Raw genomic sequence first — 16323 nt, forward strand, 5'->3', positions numbered from 1 at the left:
CGAGCTTCCAGGGGCGGGATCGGCCACCGCTTTAGGGCAATCGTAGCCGCAGCACCGGTGGTGGAAACGCACAAACCGTCGCTTTCGCGGACCCGCCGGGCGGCCGCGGCGCGGCGCGTCCAGCGTGCTCACCGCCCCCGTCCCCCGCTGCCGGGCGCGGATCGGGCTGGGGCCGCGCGCCGCAGGTCAGGTCCGCGCCGTCGGCCCCGCCTCCGGCCGCGGGCAGGGTCCCGTACCGCAGGTAGTCGGCGAAGACCCGGTCCACGCACGGGTTGCCGCTGAGCGTGACCCCGTGGTCCACCCCGCCGTCCTCGACGACGAGCCGGGCGCCCGGGAAACGGTCGCGCATCGCGTAGGCCCCGGCCAGCGGTGTCGGCCCGTCCTCGGTGGCGTGGACGAGCAGCACGCCGCCCACCGCGGTGCCGTCCACCTGGAACCAGGGGCGGGCCGGGACCGGCCAGGTCCGGCACGGAGCGTTGTACCAGGTGTTGTTCCAGGTGACGAAGGGGGCCTCGGCGTGCGTCTTGACCGTGTCGGCGCGCCAGGTCTCCCAGTCGGCGGGCCACGGCGAGTCGGTGCACTCGGTGGCCAGGTAGGAGCCGAAGGTCCGGTCGTTGTCGGGGTCCTCGCCGAACCGGCGGTACACGGCGAGCAGCGTGGCGTCCGTGCCGCCGACGACCCGGTCGGACAGGGCCTGGGCCAGCGGCGGCCAGACGGCGCTGGCGTAGGCGGCGAGGATGAAGGCCTCCTCCAGCTCGGCGGGGCCGACCGTGCCCGCGGCCGGCTGCGCGGCCAGCTCCTCGCGGGTGGCGTAGTAGTGCTCCGCGACCTGCTCGCCGGTCGTGCCCAGGCCGTAGACGTCGTGGTGGCGGGCGGTCCAGGAGAAGAAGTTGCGGGCCGCGGCGTCCAGGCTCCTGTTCTGCGCCAGGTTCCCCTCGTACCAGGGCAGGCCGGGGTGGACGACGCTGTCCAGGACGAGGCGGCGCACCCGGTCGGGGTAGCGGGTGGCGTAGACGGCGCCCAGGTAGGTGCCGTAGGAGTAGCCGAGGTAGTCGATCCGCTCCACGCCGAGGGCGAGCCGGATGTGCTCCATGTCGGCGGCGTGGTCCACGGTGGTCACGTGGCGCAGCAGCTCGCCGGTGTGCTCCTCGCAGGCGCGGGCGTAGGCGGCGGCCCGCTCCAGCAGCACCTGCTCGGCCTGCTCGTCGGCGGGGACCGTGTCGGGGCGCACCGGCTCGAAGTAGCCGGGGTCGCAGGCGACGGCGGGGGTGGAGGCCCCCGTGCCGCGCGGATCGAAGCCCACCACGTCGTAGGAGGCGCGCAGGTCCGGGGGCAGCCGTTCGGCGACCACGGCCGCCCACTCGCGCCCAGGGCTGCCCGGTCCCCCCGGGTTGACCAGCAGGGTGCCCTGGCGCTGCCCGGCCGCGGGGACCCGCGACAGCGCGAGGACGACCGTTCCCCCCGGTTCCAGGCCGTCCTCGTGGATCATGGGCACCCGCACCTCGGCGCACTCCAGGCCGAGCCCCTCCTCCGCCGCCAGGTCCGCGCACTCGGTCCACCGCAGTGTCCCGCCCGCCGCGGCCGGGACGACGGCCCCGCAGGCCACCAGAACTCCCGCCGCAACCGTCCCGGCCGCCTTGGCCGCCGCATGCCGCATCCGCTCCGCCTTCCCCACAACCAGCAGTTCAGGGGAATTCTGCCGAGGCCGGGCCGCGGAGCCGGGAAGCGACACTCACGCTCTGTTTTCGGTCGGCGACAGAAACCGTCGGGCTGTGGGCGGCAAAAGGGCCGCCGCCCCGGCCGGGGTGCGGCGGCCCGCGGGCCGGGTCGCGCGGGCTCAGCCCGCCACGTCGACGCTGGGCTGCCCGGAGGGCACGCCCGCCGCGCGCATCTCCTCGGCGATGCGCATGGCCTCCTCGATGAGGGTCTCCACGATCTGCGACTCCGGCACGGTCTTGATGACCTCGCCCTTGACGAAGATCTGGCCCTTGCCGTTGCCGGAGGCCACGCCCAGGTCGGCCTCCCGGGCCTCGCCGGGGCCGTTGACCACGCAGCCCATGACGGCCACGCGCAGCGGCACGTCCAGGCCCTCCAGGCCCGCGGTGACCCGGTTGGCGAGCGTGTAGACGTCGACCTGGGCGCGCCCGCAACTGGGGCAGGAGACGATCTCCAGGCCGCGCTGGCGCAGGCCGAGGGCCTCCAGGATCTGGGTGCCGACCTTGACCTCCTCGACGGGCGGCGCCGACAGCGAGACGCGGATGGTGTCGCCGATGCCCTCGGCCAGCAGCGCGCCGAACGCGACCGCGGACTTGACGGTCCCCTGGAAGGCCGGCCCCGCCTCGGTGACGCCCAGGTGCAGCGGGTAGTCGCAGCGCTCGGCGAGCAGCCGGTAGGCCTGGATCATGACGACGGGGTCGTGGTGCTTGACCGAGATCTTGATGTCGCGGAAGCCGTACTCCTCGAACAGGGAGCACTCCCACAGCGCCGACTCCACCAGCGCCTCGGGGGTGGCCTTGCCGTACTTGGCGAGCAGGCGCTTGTCCAGCGACCCGGCGTTGACGCCGATGCGGATCGGGATCCCGGCCTCGCTGGCGGCCTTGGCGATCTCGCCGACCTTGTCGTCGAACTTCTTGATGTTGCCCGGGTTGACCCGCACGGCCGCGCAGCCCGCGTCGATCGCGGCGAACACGTACTTGGGCTGGAAGTGGATGTCGGCGATCACCGGGATCTTCGACTTCTTGGCGATGATCGGCAGCGCGTCGGCGTCGTCGGCGCTGGGCACCGCGACCCGCACGATCTGGCAGCCCGCGGCGGTCAGCTCCGCGATCTGTTGCAGCGTGGCGTTGACGTCGGCGGTCACGGTGGTGGTCATCGACTGCACCGACACGGGAGCGTCCCCGCCCACGGGCACGGTGCCGACCATGATCTGCCGCGACTTGCGGCGCGGCGCCAGCGGCTGCGGAGGAGCAACGGGCATTCCGAGATCGACGGACACGCGATTTCACCTCGCTGGCCGCCGGGACGACCGACGGCATCGCTCGACTTACTGGTTACCGGGGGAACTGCCGCGGCGCAGACGGGCTCCGCGGCGCAGAACGGGGGGAAAGACCTCGCCGTTGGTTTCGTGTGCCACAAGGCTACCCGGAGCGGGAGGCGGTTCCCGCCACCTCCGGAGGGGTTGCGGACGGCCGCTGCGGGCCGTCCGCGCACGTTCACCGGAGGGTCACCGCCGGGTCGCCGCAGGTGGCGGTCAGTAGATCAGCCGGACCGGGTTGACGATGTCGGCGACCAGCAGGATCAGGCTGAAGCCGAGGAAGCAGGCGACCATGACGTAGGCCACCGGCATGAGCTGGGCCACGTCGAAGGGCCCGGGGTCGGGGCGCCGGAAGAGCCGGGCGGTGTTGCGGCGCAGCGACTCCCACAGCGCGCCGACGATGTGCCCGCCGTCCAGCGGCAGGATCGGCAGCATGTTGAAGGCGAACAGGAAGAGGTTGATCCCGGCCAGCAGGTTGATCATCATCGCGACGCGGTCCAGGACCGGCGCGGGCATGGCGAGGATCTCGCCGCTGATCCGGGAGGCCCCCACGACGCCGACCGGGGAGTCGGGGGCCCGCTCGGCGCCGAGGAACGCCGCCGCGAACACGTCGGGGATCTTCGCCGGGAGGGTGACGATGGCCTTGCCGACGGAGACCATGGTGTCGCCGAAGAAGGTCGCGGTCTCGGCGGCGCTGAGGGTCTGGCGCTGCTCCTGGGGCACGAACCCGAGGAAGCCGGCGGTGACCGTCTCGGGGATCTGCCGCCCCTCCTCGTCGAGGACCGGGTTGCCGTCCTCGTCGGTCCGCAGCACGGTGTTGCCGTCCTCGTCCCGCTTGACCACCTGGTTCTCGATGAAGTCGGCGGTGAGCGTCAGCTCCTGGCCGTCCCGGACGACCTGGAGGGTGCCGGGGCCGACGTGGGCGCGGATGGCGGCCTGCACGTCCTCCCACTCGGGGGTGGGCTGCCCGTTGACCGCGACGATCCGGTCCCCGGGGCGCAGCCCGGCCTGGGCGGCGGGGGAGGGTTCGGCGTCCTCGGGGCAGGTGGCGGTGGAGGCGGTGGCGGGCACCACGCACTTGTGCACCGCGCCGACCACGGTGGTGGGCCGGTAGACGCCGATGCCCATGAGGAGCACGGCGAACAGCACGACCGCCAGGACCAGGTTCATGAACGGCCCGCCGACCATGACGATGAGCCGCTTCCACGGCGGGCGCTGGTAGAACTGCCGGTCCTCGTCCCCGGGCTCCAGTTCCACGAAGGACGCCTCGCGGGCGTCCTCGATCATGGCGCGCCACCGCGACATGGGCTTGCCGGGGTCGGGGCGCTCCTTGGCGGGCGGGATCATGCCGACCATGCGCACGTACCCGCCCAGCGGGATCGCCTTGATGCCGTACTCGGTGTCGCCGCGGCGGAAGGACCACAGCGTCTTGCCGAAGCCCACCATGTACTGGGTGCAGCGGATGCCGAACAGCTTGGCCGGCACCATGTGCCCCAGTTCATGCCAGGCGATCGAGAACAGCAGGCCGAGGACCATGACGACGATCCCCAGCGCGGTCAGCAGCGCCACCATGTAGGTCTCCTCACCCCTGTCGGGAGATGAGCTCGCCGGCCCGGCGCCGAGCCCACCCGTCGGCCTCGTAGACGTCCTCCAGCCGAGGCGTGGTTCCTGGGGCCTCTCCCCGGTGCTCAGAGACTACCCGCGCAACGGTGTCCAGGATCGCCGGGAATGCGAGGCGTCCCTCGAGGAAGGCGGCGACGGCCTCCTCGTTGACGGCGTTGTAGACGGCCGGGGCGGTGCCGCCCGCCGCGCCGACCTCGCAGGCCAGACGCACCGCGGGGAACGCCTCATGGTCCAGCGGCTCGAAGGTCCACTGCTGGGCGCGGGTCCAGTCGACCGCGGGCGCGGCGTCGGCGACCCGGTCCGGCCAGGCGATGCCGTGGGCGATGGGGATGCGCATGCTGGGCGGGCTCGCCTGGGCGATGGTGGAACCGTCCGTGTACTCCACCATCGAGTGGACGACCGACTGCGGGTGGACGACGACCTCGATCCGGTCGAAGGGGATGTCGAAGAGCAGGTGCGCCTCGATGACCTCCAGGCCCTTGTTGACCAGGGTCGCGGAGTTGACGGTGATGACCGGCCCCATGCTCCAGGTGGGGTGGGCGAGCGCCTCGGCGGGGGTGACGTCGGCGAGTTCGGCGGCGGAGCGGCCGCGGAACGGGCCGCCGCTGGCGGTGACGACGAGGCGGCGCACCTGGTCGCGGCGGGCGGCGACGGCGCCCTGCGCCAGGCTGGTGAGCCGGTCGGGGGGCAGGCGGGGGAAGCACTGGGCGATCGCGTGGTGCTCGGAGTCCACCGGCACGATCTGCCCGGGGGCGGCGATCTCGCGGACCAGGGGGCCGCCGACGATCAGCGACTCCTTGTTGGCCAGCGCGAGCAGCCGTCCGGCGCGCAGCGCGGCGAGGGTGGACTCCAGGCCCAGGGCCCCGGTGATGCCGTTGAGGACGACGTCGCACTCCCAGGCGGCGAGTTCGGCGACGCCCTCGGGGCCGACCAGCACCTTGGCGGCGCTGCCGCGTTCGGCGAGCCGGTCGCGCAGTTCGGGGGCCTTGGCGGGGTCGGCGACCGCGACCGCCTGGACGTCGAGCTCGCAGACCTGGTCGACCAGCAGGTCCAGGCGTCCTCCCCCGGCGGCCAGGCCGACCACGTCGAAGCGGCGCGGCGCCTGGCGGACCACGTCGATCGCCTGGGTGCCGATCGAGCCGGTCGAGCCGAGGATCACCACCTCGCGCGGGGCCTGGTCGGAGGGTGCGGGCGGCGGGACGAACGCCTCGTGGGGCTGAGCAGCAGTGGTCACGTCCCCATTGTGGCGTAGCGCCCGCTTCGTTCGGCCCGGATGCGCGCAACGGGGGCCGCGGCCCTTTCCGGCCCCTCGGGCGCCCGCGACAGCCGCCGCAGGAAAAGTGACCCGCTTCACAGAAGAGTCTTTACAAACCGCTTATCCCTGCCTTAACTTAACGCCAAAGTAACTTACCTCACAGTAGCAAGGGCTCCCCGCCGGGAACCCCCGTGGCCCCACCGGGATGCGACGGCCGACCAGCCGTCACTCCCGCTCATTCCGGAACGAGGTCCCATGAGACGACTGTCCGCAGTCATCGGCGCTGCACTGGTCACGCTACTCACCGCAACACTGCTGTCACCCCCCGCCCATGCCTCCGTCGGCTCCACCACCCGGCGGGTCAGCATCACCGTCGACGACGGCGTGAAGCTGAGCGCGCTCGTCATCACCCCCACCGGCACCCCCGGCCCCCACCCGCTGCTGGTCATGCCCTCCGCGTGGGCCACCAACAAGCTGCTGTACGTGGGAGCCGCCTGGAAGCTCGCCCGGGAGTCCGGCTACCAGGTGGTCAGCTACACCTCCCGCGGCTTCAACGAGTCCGGCGGCACGATCGAGGTCGCCGGCCCCCGGGACGTCGCCGACGCCCGCGCGGTCATCGACTGGGCGCTCGCCAACACCGACGCCGACCCCGAGCGCATCGGCATGGCGGGCATCTCCTACGGCGCGGGCATCAGCCTGCTCACCGCGGCCGAGGACGACCGGGTCCGGGCCGTGGGCGCGATGAGCGGCTGGGCCGACCTGGCCGCCTCCGTCTACCCCAACCAGACCCTCAGCACCCAGGCCATCGAACTGCTGCTCTCCTCCGCCCACCTGACCGGCCGCCCGGGGAGCACCCTGCAAGAGATGGAGCGGGGCTACCGCAGGGGCGACGTCCAGCCCGCCCTGGACGCCGCCCCCGCACGATCCCCGGCGACCAGGGTCGAGGCCCTCAACGCCAACGGCACCGCGGTCATGATCGCGCACGCCTGGAACGACGGGATCTTCCCGCCCAGCCAGATGACCGACTTCTACACCGCGCTGCGGGGTCCCAAGCGGCTGATGCTGGCCCCCGGCGACCACGCCACCCAGGAGGCGTTCGGCGCCTTCGGTCTGCCCGACGAGACCTGGGAGTCCCTGACCCGCTGGTTCGACCACCACCTGCGCGGCGTCGACAACGGCATCGACGCCGAACCCCCCGTGCAGGTGAAGCCGAACAGCGGCGGCGGGACGTGGACCGGCTACCCCGACTGGCCGTCGGTGACGGCGTCGCAGACCGTCTACCACCTGACCAAGCCCGCCGCCACCTGGACCAACTGGCGGACCACCGGCGGCCTGGCCGCCGAGCCCGCCACCGGGTGGAGCTACCAGATCCGCACCGCGCTCGGCACCGCCGCCAACAGCGGGGCGCTGATGCTCAGCGGCGCCGTCCAGCAGTTCGCCGACATCCCCACCGGGGTCTCGCTGCCGCTGGTCAGCCGGGTCTACGCGGGCGTGTGGACCGGCCCGGCGCTCAACGGCGTCACGGTGAGCGGAACGCCGCGCGTCCGCCTGACCGTGACCCCCAACCGCTCCGACGCCTCCCTGTTCGTCTACCTGTACGCGGTGGACTCCACCGGCACGGGGGCGCTCGTCACGCACAAGCCCTACACCCTGCGCGGGGCGACCCCGGGCAAGGCCCAGACGGTGGAGATCGCGCTGGAGCCGGTGGTCTGGCGCGTCCCCTCCGGCCACCGCCTGGCCCTGGTCGTCGACGGCCAGGACCTGCGCTACGGCAGCGAGAACGGGGTGGGCGCCACCGTCACGGTGAGCTCCCCCGCCGCCTCCCCGTCCTGGCTGCGGATCCCGACCGCCTGACACCCCGCCTGATCGCGGCCTCCCCGTGCACCGGGGAGGCCGCTCCCCTTTTGTCCGGGACTCCCCTCAGCCACCCAGGGGAAATAACTGAAAGGAGTCACACCAATACGGAGAGTGTGGCATGATCCGGGGGCATGAATCGGTCCATCGTCTACTCGATCCTCGCCTCTTTCACGCTCGCCGTGCTCGGAGCGTCTCCGGCATCGGCCGTCGAACCGTCCGCCCCGGAGGGGACGGCCACCGCCTCCTCCCCCCACGTGGTCCGCCAGTCGGCCGCCACCACCCCGCAGCAGCGGCGCTCCGTCCTGGAGTACTGGACGACCGAGCGCATGGCCTCGGCCACCCCCCTCTCCCGGGGGATCGGGGAGCTGGACGTGCCGCTGTTCGCCTCCCCCCGCTCCCCCGAGAGCGCCGACGCGGGCCGCGGCTCCGGCTCGGTCCGCCGCTGGACCGGCGGCGGCCTGGTCGCGGCCACCACCGGACGGGTGTACCTGACCCTCGACGGCGTGGACTACACCTGTACGGCCTCGGTGATCGACGCCGAGAACCGGGACACCGTGCTCACCGCGGGCCACTGCCTCAAGGACAAGACCGGCTCGTGGGCGGAGAACTGGATCTTCGTCCCCGGCTACACCGACGGACGCGAGCCCTACGGCCGCTACTCCGCCCGGGACATGCTCGTCTCGCCGAAGTGGTCCCGCCAGGGCGACGACAGCTACGACTTCGGCCTGGTGGTGCTCAACACCGACCTCCTGGGGCGGCACGTCGCCGACCGCACCGGCAGCCAGCAGGTCTCCTTCGACGGGCACATCGCCCCGCGGGTCTACGCCTTCGGCTACCCCTCCTCGTCGCCCTACTCGGGCCGCCACCTCTACTACTGCGCCGGCCCCACCCACCCCGACCGCAACGGCACGCACGGCTCCGGGATGGACTGCGCGATGACCCAGGGCTCCAGCGGCGGCCCGTGGTTCGCGAACTTCGACCCCTCCACCGGGATCGGCACGATCACCTCGCTGATCAGCTTCAAGTACGCCGACAACCCGGACGTCCAGTACGGCCCCCGGCTCGGCGAGGAGGCCCGGCGGGTCTACCAGGCCGCACAGACCCTGTAACCGGACGACCGCGCCCGGGGGACCTGCTCCGGCCTCCCGCCGCCCCGGGCCGCGGTCACCGGCGGGCCCCGGGAAGCCAGGTCCCGGGGCCCGCCCGCTGCCCGTCAGTTTCCGGCCGGTTTGACCAGCGGGAAGAGGATGGTCTCCCTGATCCCCTTGCCGGTGAAGGCCATCAGCAGCCGGTCGATCCCGATCCCCACTCCGGCGGTGGGCGGCATCCCGTACTCCAGGGCGCGCAGGAAGTCCTCGTCCAACTGCATCGCCTCGGGGTCGCCCCCGGCGGCCAGCAGCGACTGCTCGGTGAGGCGGCGCCGCTGCTCGACCGGGTCGATCAGCTCCGAGAACCCGGTGCCCAGCTCCATGCCGAACCCGATCAGGTCCCACTTCTCGGTGAGCAGCGGCTCGTCGCGGTGCTGGCGGGTCAGCGGGCTGGTCTCCACGGGGAAGTCCCGGACGAACGTGGGCTGGACCAGGGCGGGCTGGACCAGCTCCTCGAACAGGTGCTCCACGAGCTTGCCCGGCCCCCACGCCGGGTTCCACTCGACCCCCCGGGCGTCGGCGAGCCGGCGGACGCGCTCCACCGGAGTGCGGACGGTGACCTCCTCGCCGAGCGCCTCGGACACCGACCCGTACAGGGTGATGTGCGGCCATTCGCCGCCCAGGTCCCACTCCCCGTCAGGACGCCGGACCACGGTGGAGCCGAACACCGCCCGGGCGGCCCCCTGGACCAGCTCCCGGGTGAGTTCCGCGCCGTCGTTGTAGTCGGCGTAGGCCCGGTAGAACTCCAGCATGGTGAACTCGGGGTTGTGCGTGGAGTCCGCGCCCTCGTTGCGGAAGTTCCGGTTGATCTCGAAGACCTTCTCCAGGCCGCCGACCACGAGTCTCTTGAGGAAGAGCTCGGGGGCGATCCGGAGGTACAGGTCCATGCCGTAGGCGTTGATGCGCGTGGTGAACGGCCGGGCCGTCGCGCCTCCGTGCACCGTCTGCAACATGGGGGTTTCGACCTCGACGAACCCCCGCATCTCCAGTTCCGTGCGGAGCGCACGCACCATGCGTACCCTGCTGCGCACCATCCTCTGCGCCTCGGGGTTGACGATGAGGTCCACGTAGCGCTGCCGGACCCGCGCCTCGGGGTCGGTCAGCCCCTTGTGCTTGTCGGGCAGCGGGCGCAGGCACTTGGCGGTCAGCGTCCAGGAGTCGACGAGGACCGACAGCTCACCGCGGCGGGAGGTGATCACCTCGCCCTCCACACCGACGTGGTCGCCGAGATCGACGTCCGCCTTCCAGGAGTCGAGGCTGTCCTGGCCGACCTTGTCCAGCGAGAGCATGACCTGGAGGTCGCCGGTCCCGTCCCGCAGCGTTGCGAAGCACAGTTTTCCACCGGTTCGGTAGAGCATCACTCGACCCGCGATGGAGACCTTTTCTCCGGTATGCGTATCCGGTGCCAGGTCGGCGTGTTTGTCGCGCACGTCCTTGATCAGAACAGTCCGGGGGAAGGTGGCGGGGAAGGGGTCGATTCCCTTCTCACGCAGCCTCTCCAGCTTCTGCCGCCGGACTCGTACCTGTTCAGGAAGATTGTCGTTATTGGTGTCATGCGCGTCAGTCACAGAGCTGATCCTATCCGCCGTTGCGTCCTCCAACAGCACGTTCAGTGGCTGCCACCGTGCGACAGGAGTGTGTCCTCCTGGGAGAGCCCTGAATCGAGCAACCCTTGACGGTCGACACTGACCAGGAAGGCCACCACGTCCTCGTACACCTGAGCGCGTGGAACGTTGTGTTGACTGGCCACACGATCGACGATTCCCGCTACGGTAACTGTTCCGTCGCACAGCTTCAGCACTTCGGCCGCAGTTGGGTTGATCACCAGTACACGCACGTCCATGTTTTCAGGAACGACGATCGCATACTGTCCGGTGTGCTGAATCCTGGACGGAACAAGACAAGGACGTGAGGTCGGAATCATGGAAGGTGCCTTTCATGTGCACGAAGCCAATCATCAACAGAGTGGAGAGCCCACAGAGCAGGAGCGTGACGGCGATCACCATTCTGATATCGGATCAAGGCCGACTTGTAGCGAACTGGGTCGAGGATTCCCAGGTCGATAAGTGGACTGTCCTTACCGATTGAGCGAAGCCTGCTCTGATTGTCTTGGAGACCAGAGTTTAGAATCATCAAGGCCTCAGCTTTGTCTGCTCTGGAAATGACAGAAGAAGGCAGAAACATGTCCAGCGCCCGACGGAGAATCACCTTCTCCAGTCCGTTATTCCGAAACATGTGAGGGGGCAGTGCCCAGGTAATTGAGGCGAGATCCGGATCGAAGAAGGGATAGACGATCGTGACTCCTGCCCGGCGGCCAGCGTCCTCCCACCATCCTCCACATTGAGCTCGGCCAGCTGCCCCGGCTTCCGCAAACAAGCTCTGTGAATAAACTTTCGTCATTCCTCCGGCTTCCCCCAGAACAGGGTAGCCGTCGATGAGCTTACTCAGAAGGTCCGCTTTATCCATCCACTCTTGGGTGAACCACGGCGGTATATCTTTCAGAGCACGTTCCAGACGCGCTCGGGGAGCGTCGTAGTCCCCTGCCAGAAGATGATTGACAACACGGCGTACCCGATTGGGACGAGGAAAAGTATCGATTTCTCGCCACCCGCTGGTATCCCCCAAAGCGATCCGGTCTGCTATGGCAAAGACCTGCCCGAGCAACAGCTCGTCTCCGCCTTCTCCAGCGATGACTGTGGTCGGCGAAGCGGAACTGTGGGCAATATGATTGAGCATCGCCCAGTTCCGTCCGGCATAAGGCCAGGCCTCAGGCTCGTGTCTCACCGGATAGGACGCTGACAGTGGCAGCAGTTTGTCAGCTGGCAGCTCCTCGAAGAGTAATCCGGTTTCCATCGCCACATCGCGAGCATAGGAGCGCTCATCGCATGCTGGTAGCGCCTCGGTGTAAGTCAGACCGTAGGCACGTACCGGTTGCAGCCCTGTGGCCGCGTACACTCCAGCCAAACTGGAAGAGTCGATACCACCGCTGAGCAACAATGCATCAGAAGCCCCTGAGCATCTCTCCACAGCGGTGAAAAGAGCTTCTCGAAACATCCCGACAAGTTGTTCATCATCTGCTCCAGTGACGTCCTGAGGTCTGAGGCGGGTCAACGGGAAGCAGTTGGTCTCCCCGTTGCTCCATACCAGGCTGTGTCCAGGGGGCAGGCGTCGCACTCCTCGCCAAGGACTGCCGTGTGGATCACACAGCTGGGGGACGAGATAAGCAGCCAGGCCGGCGATGTCCACCTTCGCCGGAAGTAGACAGGTGAGCGCGTCAGAACAGGTTGCAACAGCCACCTGACCATCGGGACCAGTTGCGTAGAACAGGGGACGTGCCGATAGCGGTCCCCGATAGGCGACAAGAGTGCGGCCGGGAAGAACCACGACCGCGTGAGCGTCTCCTGTCAGATTTGCCAACCACCTCGTAGCATCGGCGCTAGCAGACAACATCGCCGCACAAGGCGGAGAAAGACGCCTACGCAACCACTCTGGGGCATCGATGATCGCAAAACCGTCTCCCTTTTCGAAGGGCAGAAGCAAGCTCCCTTCAAAAGTGACATTCCTGCCTCCAGCAGCGGTAATACCATCCAGACTCCGCTGATCCCACTGGGAAGCCCGGTAAGCGAGAGCGTCCTGCATCGTGTTCAGCGCACCTTCTGGCCAGGAGCCAGCAAGCGCCACCAGTGCCGTCATGTCGTTTCTTTCTTCTGCTGAGATGATCGGATCTGCATAAATCCCGTTGCCGCCAAGAGGAAGAATCGATTATCTGCCAATTTCTCCTCAAGTTCAGCCACCGCATCCGCGTCATCTGTGATAGCTCGACAGAGCGAACAGAAGGACTCGTCCAGGAGTCGCTCTGCGACTCGTTGTTGCGTTTTGGGAGACAGTCGGTCGTAGAGAGCACGCGGCCCCTGAATGTGAAGCAAATTGAGGAGCGGATTGGAAGCCGCTGACCTTAATGCCTCACCCACCTGTGCAGAAGAGGTGATCGACAGACGTAGGGGAGAATTCGGAGAGGCTCCCCTGGCAGGACCGCAACAGGTGTAGAGGTCACCTTCAGGAGTCAGAACCGGGCGAACCACGACTCCGCAGGCATCACCGGGTACGTTATCAATGCTGGGGTTACGCATGACCGCCAAGTTACGCCCTCTCCCAAAAGGAAGGACCCTGGAGGAGAGCAACGGCACCTGATGGACATCTACAATCTTCCTCAATTGTTCATAAATTTTATTTTCACTATTTCCACAGTACTGCACCTGGAGCCGAATTCCAGCATCGCTGCCACAAGCAAGAAGACGATCCAGCATATGAATATTAGTCAGACGCTCATGAATTTTGTGGTAGCTGTCAAACGAAATTGCAAGTCTATCGAGCCCGGCCTCTTTGAGCTCTGAGAAGACTCTTCGGGCTTCCTCTTCGGTACGTGCCCAGTAGCCGTTGCTGATCATGGAGACAACCAAGCCGAGACTGTGTGCGAGACGAATGGTCTTCAGCGTGGTGTCACGGCGCAGCCAAGGTTCACCGCCAGTGACGCACACCCCATCGATGTACGGAGCAGAGCTACGGACAGCGGCATCGATCTTTTCCCAGGGAAGATCTCCGCGAGCTCTTGGGGAGGAGTTCGTGATGCAGTGAGCACACTCCATGTTGCAGGAATTGGTCACCTGTATTCCAAGTGTGTTGTAACGCATTCTTCCCTCCTGAGGTCCGCAGAACAGGAGCTCTGCGGACCTCTGTTCTACTCAGATCAACTGTTCTGGACTGTGTGCACGTGTGGACTCAGGTCTTCAGGCACGCTTCCAGCGAGCTGCTCCTGCTCGAGGCCCACCAGAACAACTGGAGGCTCATACTCCCCAAAAGAGTCGTTCTCCACTCTTTGCTCCTTTTAAGTCGGACTGTTCTCCCTCACGGCGACTGCAAGGGATCCCTTTCCGATCCAATAGAACACCTTCGACGTCCCCCAGTCACCAGGTCCAGCGACATGCTTCTTATGTCATGGAAATCTTTCTGATCTGGCTTTATGGACGGTGACCAGGATTTCTATGTCACTTAGGCACTCCGCTACCCGGCTCCGCTGTTGCGTCTCTGCCGACTCTGGGAGATCGTGGTACCGGGTTCTTGGAGGAGATCCACGGATGGGATGGACAAAACGGCAGATCACTCAGCTCCGCGAACGCATGCGTAAGCAGGGGAGAAGTGACGACGACATCGCTGATGAGATCCGCTACCGATGCGGCTGTTCCCGCTTGGCCGCCTACCGAAGGTTGCATGGTTGGAGTCAGGCAGAAGCTGCCGATCGGTACCGCGAGCACTCCCCGGGCCTGTTTCTCGATCAGGCATCTCTGAGCAGACTGGAACTGTGGCCGCAGGTTGGTGGTCGTTCTCCGAAAGCAGCTCAGATCATCGCTCTGGCGTCGCTGTACGGAACATCACCGTTGCGTCTTCTCTGCCCGGAGGGGTTAGAAAATCTCGACCCTTCTGAGCGAGATGTCCTTCTTCGAGCGAGTCTCTCAGGCAACACTCCGACACAACCTCCCCTGTCTCGAGAACTCGAGACGGACAGCTGGGCTCCAGACAACCTTGTAACACCGAAAAGCAAAATGGAGACAGCAGCGCAACGCGCACTGAAATTCGGTTCTATCGCCGAAGGAGGAAACGTTGGCAGCGAGACAGTTCAACAGCTCTTCGAAGAGGCCGAACGATTGTGCTCTCTCTATCCCAGGGTGGCACTTTCTCGGCTTCTCGATGATTTAATCGAGGCCCAGAATGTTGTGTTCACTCTCCTCGAAGGACGCCAACGTCCCAGCCAGACCCGGGATCTCTACCTACTTGGCGGAATAATCTGTTTCATGCTCGCGAAAGCAAGCCACGACATCGGCGATCCGAAGTCTGCAATGAAACAAGCCCGCACTGCCTATATTTGCGCAGACAACGCCGAGCACAACGGCCTACGTCTCAGAATTCGCGTACAGCAATCATTAACCGCCTACTGGGCAAGCTGGAATACTGAAGCAGCACGTTACATCGAACTTGCACAGAGTATCCCGGCGGGAAGCGCCGGGAGCGCCACTGTCTGGCTTGCAGCTCAGAGCGCGCGCACCTGGGCATCACTGGGCGACCGGGAACGGGCCTTAAAAGAATTGTCGGTTGTAACCACACTTCGAGACCAGACACAGGAAAGTGACCTGGACAGGCTGGGCGGACTGATGCGATTCACAGACTGCCGGCGGCTTTACTATGAAGCCGAGACCTTGGTCTGGCTTCCCGGAAATGAGATAGAGATGGAGCAAACTGCGCTTACCGCAGTACGAGCCTACGAGGAAGCTGCAGAGAAAAATTCCGACGACTGGGCTTACGGGGACGAGGCAGGCGCACGAGCCGATCTGAGTTTCGCGCGGATCAGTCAAGGGGAGATCGAGGGAGCCCACGAGGCACTCATCCCTGTTCTAGAACTTCCGGTTGAGCAGCGCACGGCTGGCATTGTCGCCAGTGTGATGCGTATTCACGGCACTCTTCGAAACACTAAGAGCAACAACTCTGTGTCACAGCTAAAGCGCGAGATCGAGCTGTACAGTCAACACTCCGCTTCATCCCTAGCTTCAGGACGTTAAGCTCAGAGTGTGCGTATCGATATGTCCAGTGACCGCCTTCGGTTGCGGGAGTTCCGTTCTTCCGATGTCGAAGACCTGCTGCGGGTGTACGGGGACGAGGAGACCGTCCGACACCTTTCCTTCACCCCACGGACAGCCGAGCAGTGTAATGCCATAGTGCAAGGCGCGATCAGAGACGCCGAGGCTGATCCGCGGACCGTGTACATGCTCGCCGTAGCGGCCGACGATGACCGGGTCGTGGGGGCCGCGCGCCTAGCTGTCGACGAACGGCCGCACAGCGCGCAAATCGGCTTTGCGCTCCGTGCTGACCTGTGGGGCAGGGGTCTCGGTTCAGAAATGGTGGGCCTTCTGCTCCGCCTCGCCTTCGACACCCTCGAACTGAAGCGCGTCTGGGGTGCCCGTTCTCCTGACAACGAGCTTTCGCGGCGGGTCATGCTCCGCGCCGGAATGATCGAGGAAGGACGTATCCGCCGACACCTGTGGACACGAGGGGCCTGGCGCGACTCCGTGGTCCACTCGATCCTCGACGACGAGTGGCGCGCCACGGCTGCTGGACGGTCCTAGGGAGCACAACCGACCTCCGTGCCCCGGGCGAGGAGCAGACGGGGACCGCCCCACCACGGTAGGAGCTCGAGCCGACGGCTTCGACTTCTGTTGACGCTGGACCGTCGATGCCGCTGTCGGACGTAGCGGTCTCGAGGACGCGGTCGTGACAGGGGTGCCGACCAGCACCGCGGTGCTGGTCCTGGCCTCCTGCGGGCCGTTTTCCCGGGGCCCGGAGGATCACACACCCCG

At 67.0% G+C, this 16323-nt stretch carries 12 protein-coding genes; 4 read left to right on the forward strand and 8 right to left on the reverse strand.

The window, feature by feature from the left end; translation table 11 throughout:
* Positions 1–31 precede the first annotated feature (31 nt).
* From AC529_RS01265 to dxr, 4 genes are all read right to left on the reverse strand, one after another.
* Positions 32–1657 carry an alpha/beta hydrolase gene (locus AC529_RS01265; protein WP_083947843.1) on the reverse strand — a complete coding sequence of 542 codons (1626 nt, stop codon included), beginning with the start codon at positions 1655–1657 and terminating at the stop codon, positions 32–34.
* 180 nt (positions 1658–1837) lie between these two features.
* A complete protein-coding gene (ispG, locus tag AC529_RS01270) occupies positions 1838–2995 on the reverse strand; it encodes a flavodoxin-dependent (E)-4-hydroxy-3-methylbut-2-enyl-diphosphate synthase (RefSeq protein ID WP_068753088.1) in 1158 nt (385 codons plus the stop codon).
* 255 nt (positions 2996–3250) lie between these two features.
* A complete protein-coding gene (locus tag AC529_RS01275; protein WP_068753089.1) occupies positions 3251–4606 on the reverse strand; it encodes a M50 family metallopeptidase in 1356 nt (451 codons plus the stop codon).
* Positions 4607–4616: 10 nt separating this feature from the next.
* Complete coding sequence (gene dxr, locus AC529_RS01280; protein WP_068754370.1) at positions 4617–5816, reverse strand: 1-deoxy-D-xylulose-5-phosphate reductoisomerase; 1200 nt, start codon at positions 5814–5816, stop codon at positions 4617–4619.
* Between the two features lie 351 nt (positions 5817–6167).
* Between dxr and AC529_RS01285 the strand changes: the two genes are divergently transcribed.
* Both AC529_RS01285 and AC529_RS01290 read left to right on the forward strand, forming a co-directional pair.
* Positions 6168–7766 carry a CocE/NonD family hydrolase gene (locus AC529_RS01285; RefSeq protein WP_068753090.1) on the forward strand — a complete coding sequence of 533 codons (1599 nt, stop codon included), beginning with the start codon at positions 6168–6170 and terminating at the stop codon, positions 7764–7766.
* Between the two features lie 134 nt (positions 7767–7900).
* Positions 7901–8878 (forward strand): trypsin-like serine peptidase, encoded by a 978-nt coding sequence (locus AC529_RS01290; RefSeq protein WP_068753091.1) that lies wholly within the window; start codon positions 7901–7903, stop codon positions 8876–8878.
* A 104-nt stretch (positions 8879–8982) separates the two neighbouring features.
* Here AC529_RS01290 and lysX read toward each other — a convergent pair whose 3' ends face one another.
* The 4 genes from lysX to AC529_RS19300 are packed head-to-tail and all read right to left on the reverse strand — an operon-like array spanning position 8983 to position 13608.
* Positions 8983–10518 (reverse strand): bifunctional lysylphosphatidylglycerol synthetase/lysine--tRNA ligase LysX, encoded by a 1536-nt coding sequence (gene lysX / locus AC529_RS01295; RefSeq protein ID WP_083947971.1) that lies wholly within the window; start codon positions 10516–10518, stop codon positions 8983–8985.
* A gap of 8 nt (positions 10519–10526) precedes the next feature.
* Positions 10527–10841 (reverse strand): PqqD family protein, encoded by a 315-nt coding sequence (locus AC529_RS19290; protein WP_083947844.1) that lies wholly within the window; start codon positions 10839–10841, stop codon positions 10527–10529.
* Complete coding sequence (locus AC529_RS19295; protein ID WP_083947845.1) at positions 10838–12610, reverse strand: asparagine synthase-related protein; 1773 nt, start codon at positions 12608–12610, stop codon at positions 10838–10840. The genes AC529_RS19290 and AC529_RS19295 overlap by 4 nt, the downstream gene beginning before the upstream one ends.
* Entirely contained in the window at positions 12607–13608 is a 1002-nt protein-coding gene (locus AC529_RS19300) for a radical SAM protein (RefSeq protein WP_083947846.1), read from the reverse strand. The genes AC529_RS19295 and AC529_RS19300 overlap by 4 nt, the downstream gene beginning before the upstream one ends.
* A 444-nt stretch (positions 13609–14052) precedes the next feature.
* Between AC529_RS19300 and AC529_RS19890 the strand changes: the two genes are divergently transcribed.
* Positions 14053–15528 carry a helix-turn-helix domain-containing protein gene (locus tag AC529_RS19890; protein ID WP_198156256.1) on the forward strand — a complete coding sequence of 492 codons (1476 nt, stop codon included), beginning with the start codon at positions 14053–14055 and terminating at the stop codon, positions 15526–15528.
* Between the two features lie 9 nt (positions 15529–15537).
* Positions 15538–16092 (forward strand): GNAT family N-acetyltransferase, encoded by a 555-nt coding sequence (locus tag AC529_RS01305; RefSeq protein WP_232306520.1) that lies wholly within the window; start codon positions 15538–15540, stop codon positions 16090–16092.
* The last annotated feature ends 231 nt before the right edge of the window (positions 16093–16323 follow it).

This window comes from Thermobifida cellulosilytica TB100 (assembly GCF_001517975.1).
Taxonomy (GTDB): Bacteria; Actinomycetota; Actinomycetes; order Streptosporangiales; family Streptosporangiaceae; genus Thermobifida; species Thermobifida cellulosilytica.

Bases quoted from the DNA above. Each gene is read 5' to 3' on its own strand.
- AC529_RS19295 (WP_083947845.1), bottom strand. From the start codon at position 12,610: ATGACGGCACTGGTGGCGCTTGCTGGCTCCTGGCCAGAAGGTGCGCTG.
- AC529_RS19300 (WP_083947846.1), bottom strand. From the start codon at position 13,608: ATGCGTTACAACACACTTGGAATACAGGTGACCAATTCCTGCAACATG.
- AC529_RS19890 (WP_198156256.1), top strand. From the start codon at position 14,053: ATGGGATGGACAAAACGGCAGATCACTCAGCTCCGCGAACGCATGCGT.
- AC529_RS01265 (WP_083947843.1), bottom strand. From the start codon at position 1,657: ATGCGGCATGCGGCGGCCAAGGCGGCCGGGACGGTTGCGGCGGGAGTT.
- AC529_RS01290 (WP_068753091.1), top strand. From the start codon at position 7,901: ATGAATCGGTCCATCGTCTACTCGATCCTCGCCTCTTTCACGCTCGCC.
- AC529_RS01285 (WP_068753090.1), top strand. From the start codon at position 6,168: ATGAGACGACTGTCCGCAGTCATCGGCGCTGCACTGGTCACGCTACTC.
- AC529_RS01275 (WP_068753089.1), bottom strand. From the start codon at position 4,606: ATGGTGGCGCTGCTGACCGCGCTGGGGATCGTCGTCATGGTCCTCGGC.
- AC529_RS19290 (WP_083947844.1), bottom strand. From the start codon at position 10,841: ATGATTCCGACCTCACGTCCTTGTCTTGTTCCGTCCAGGATTCAGCAC.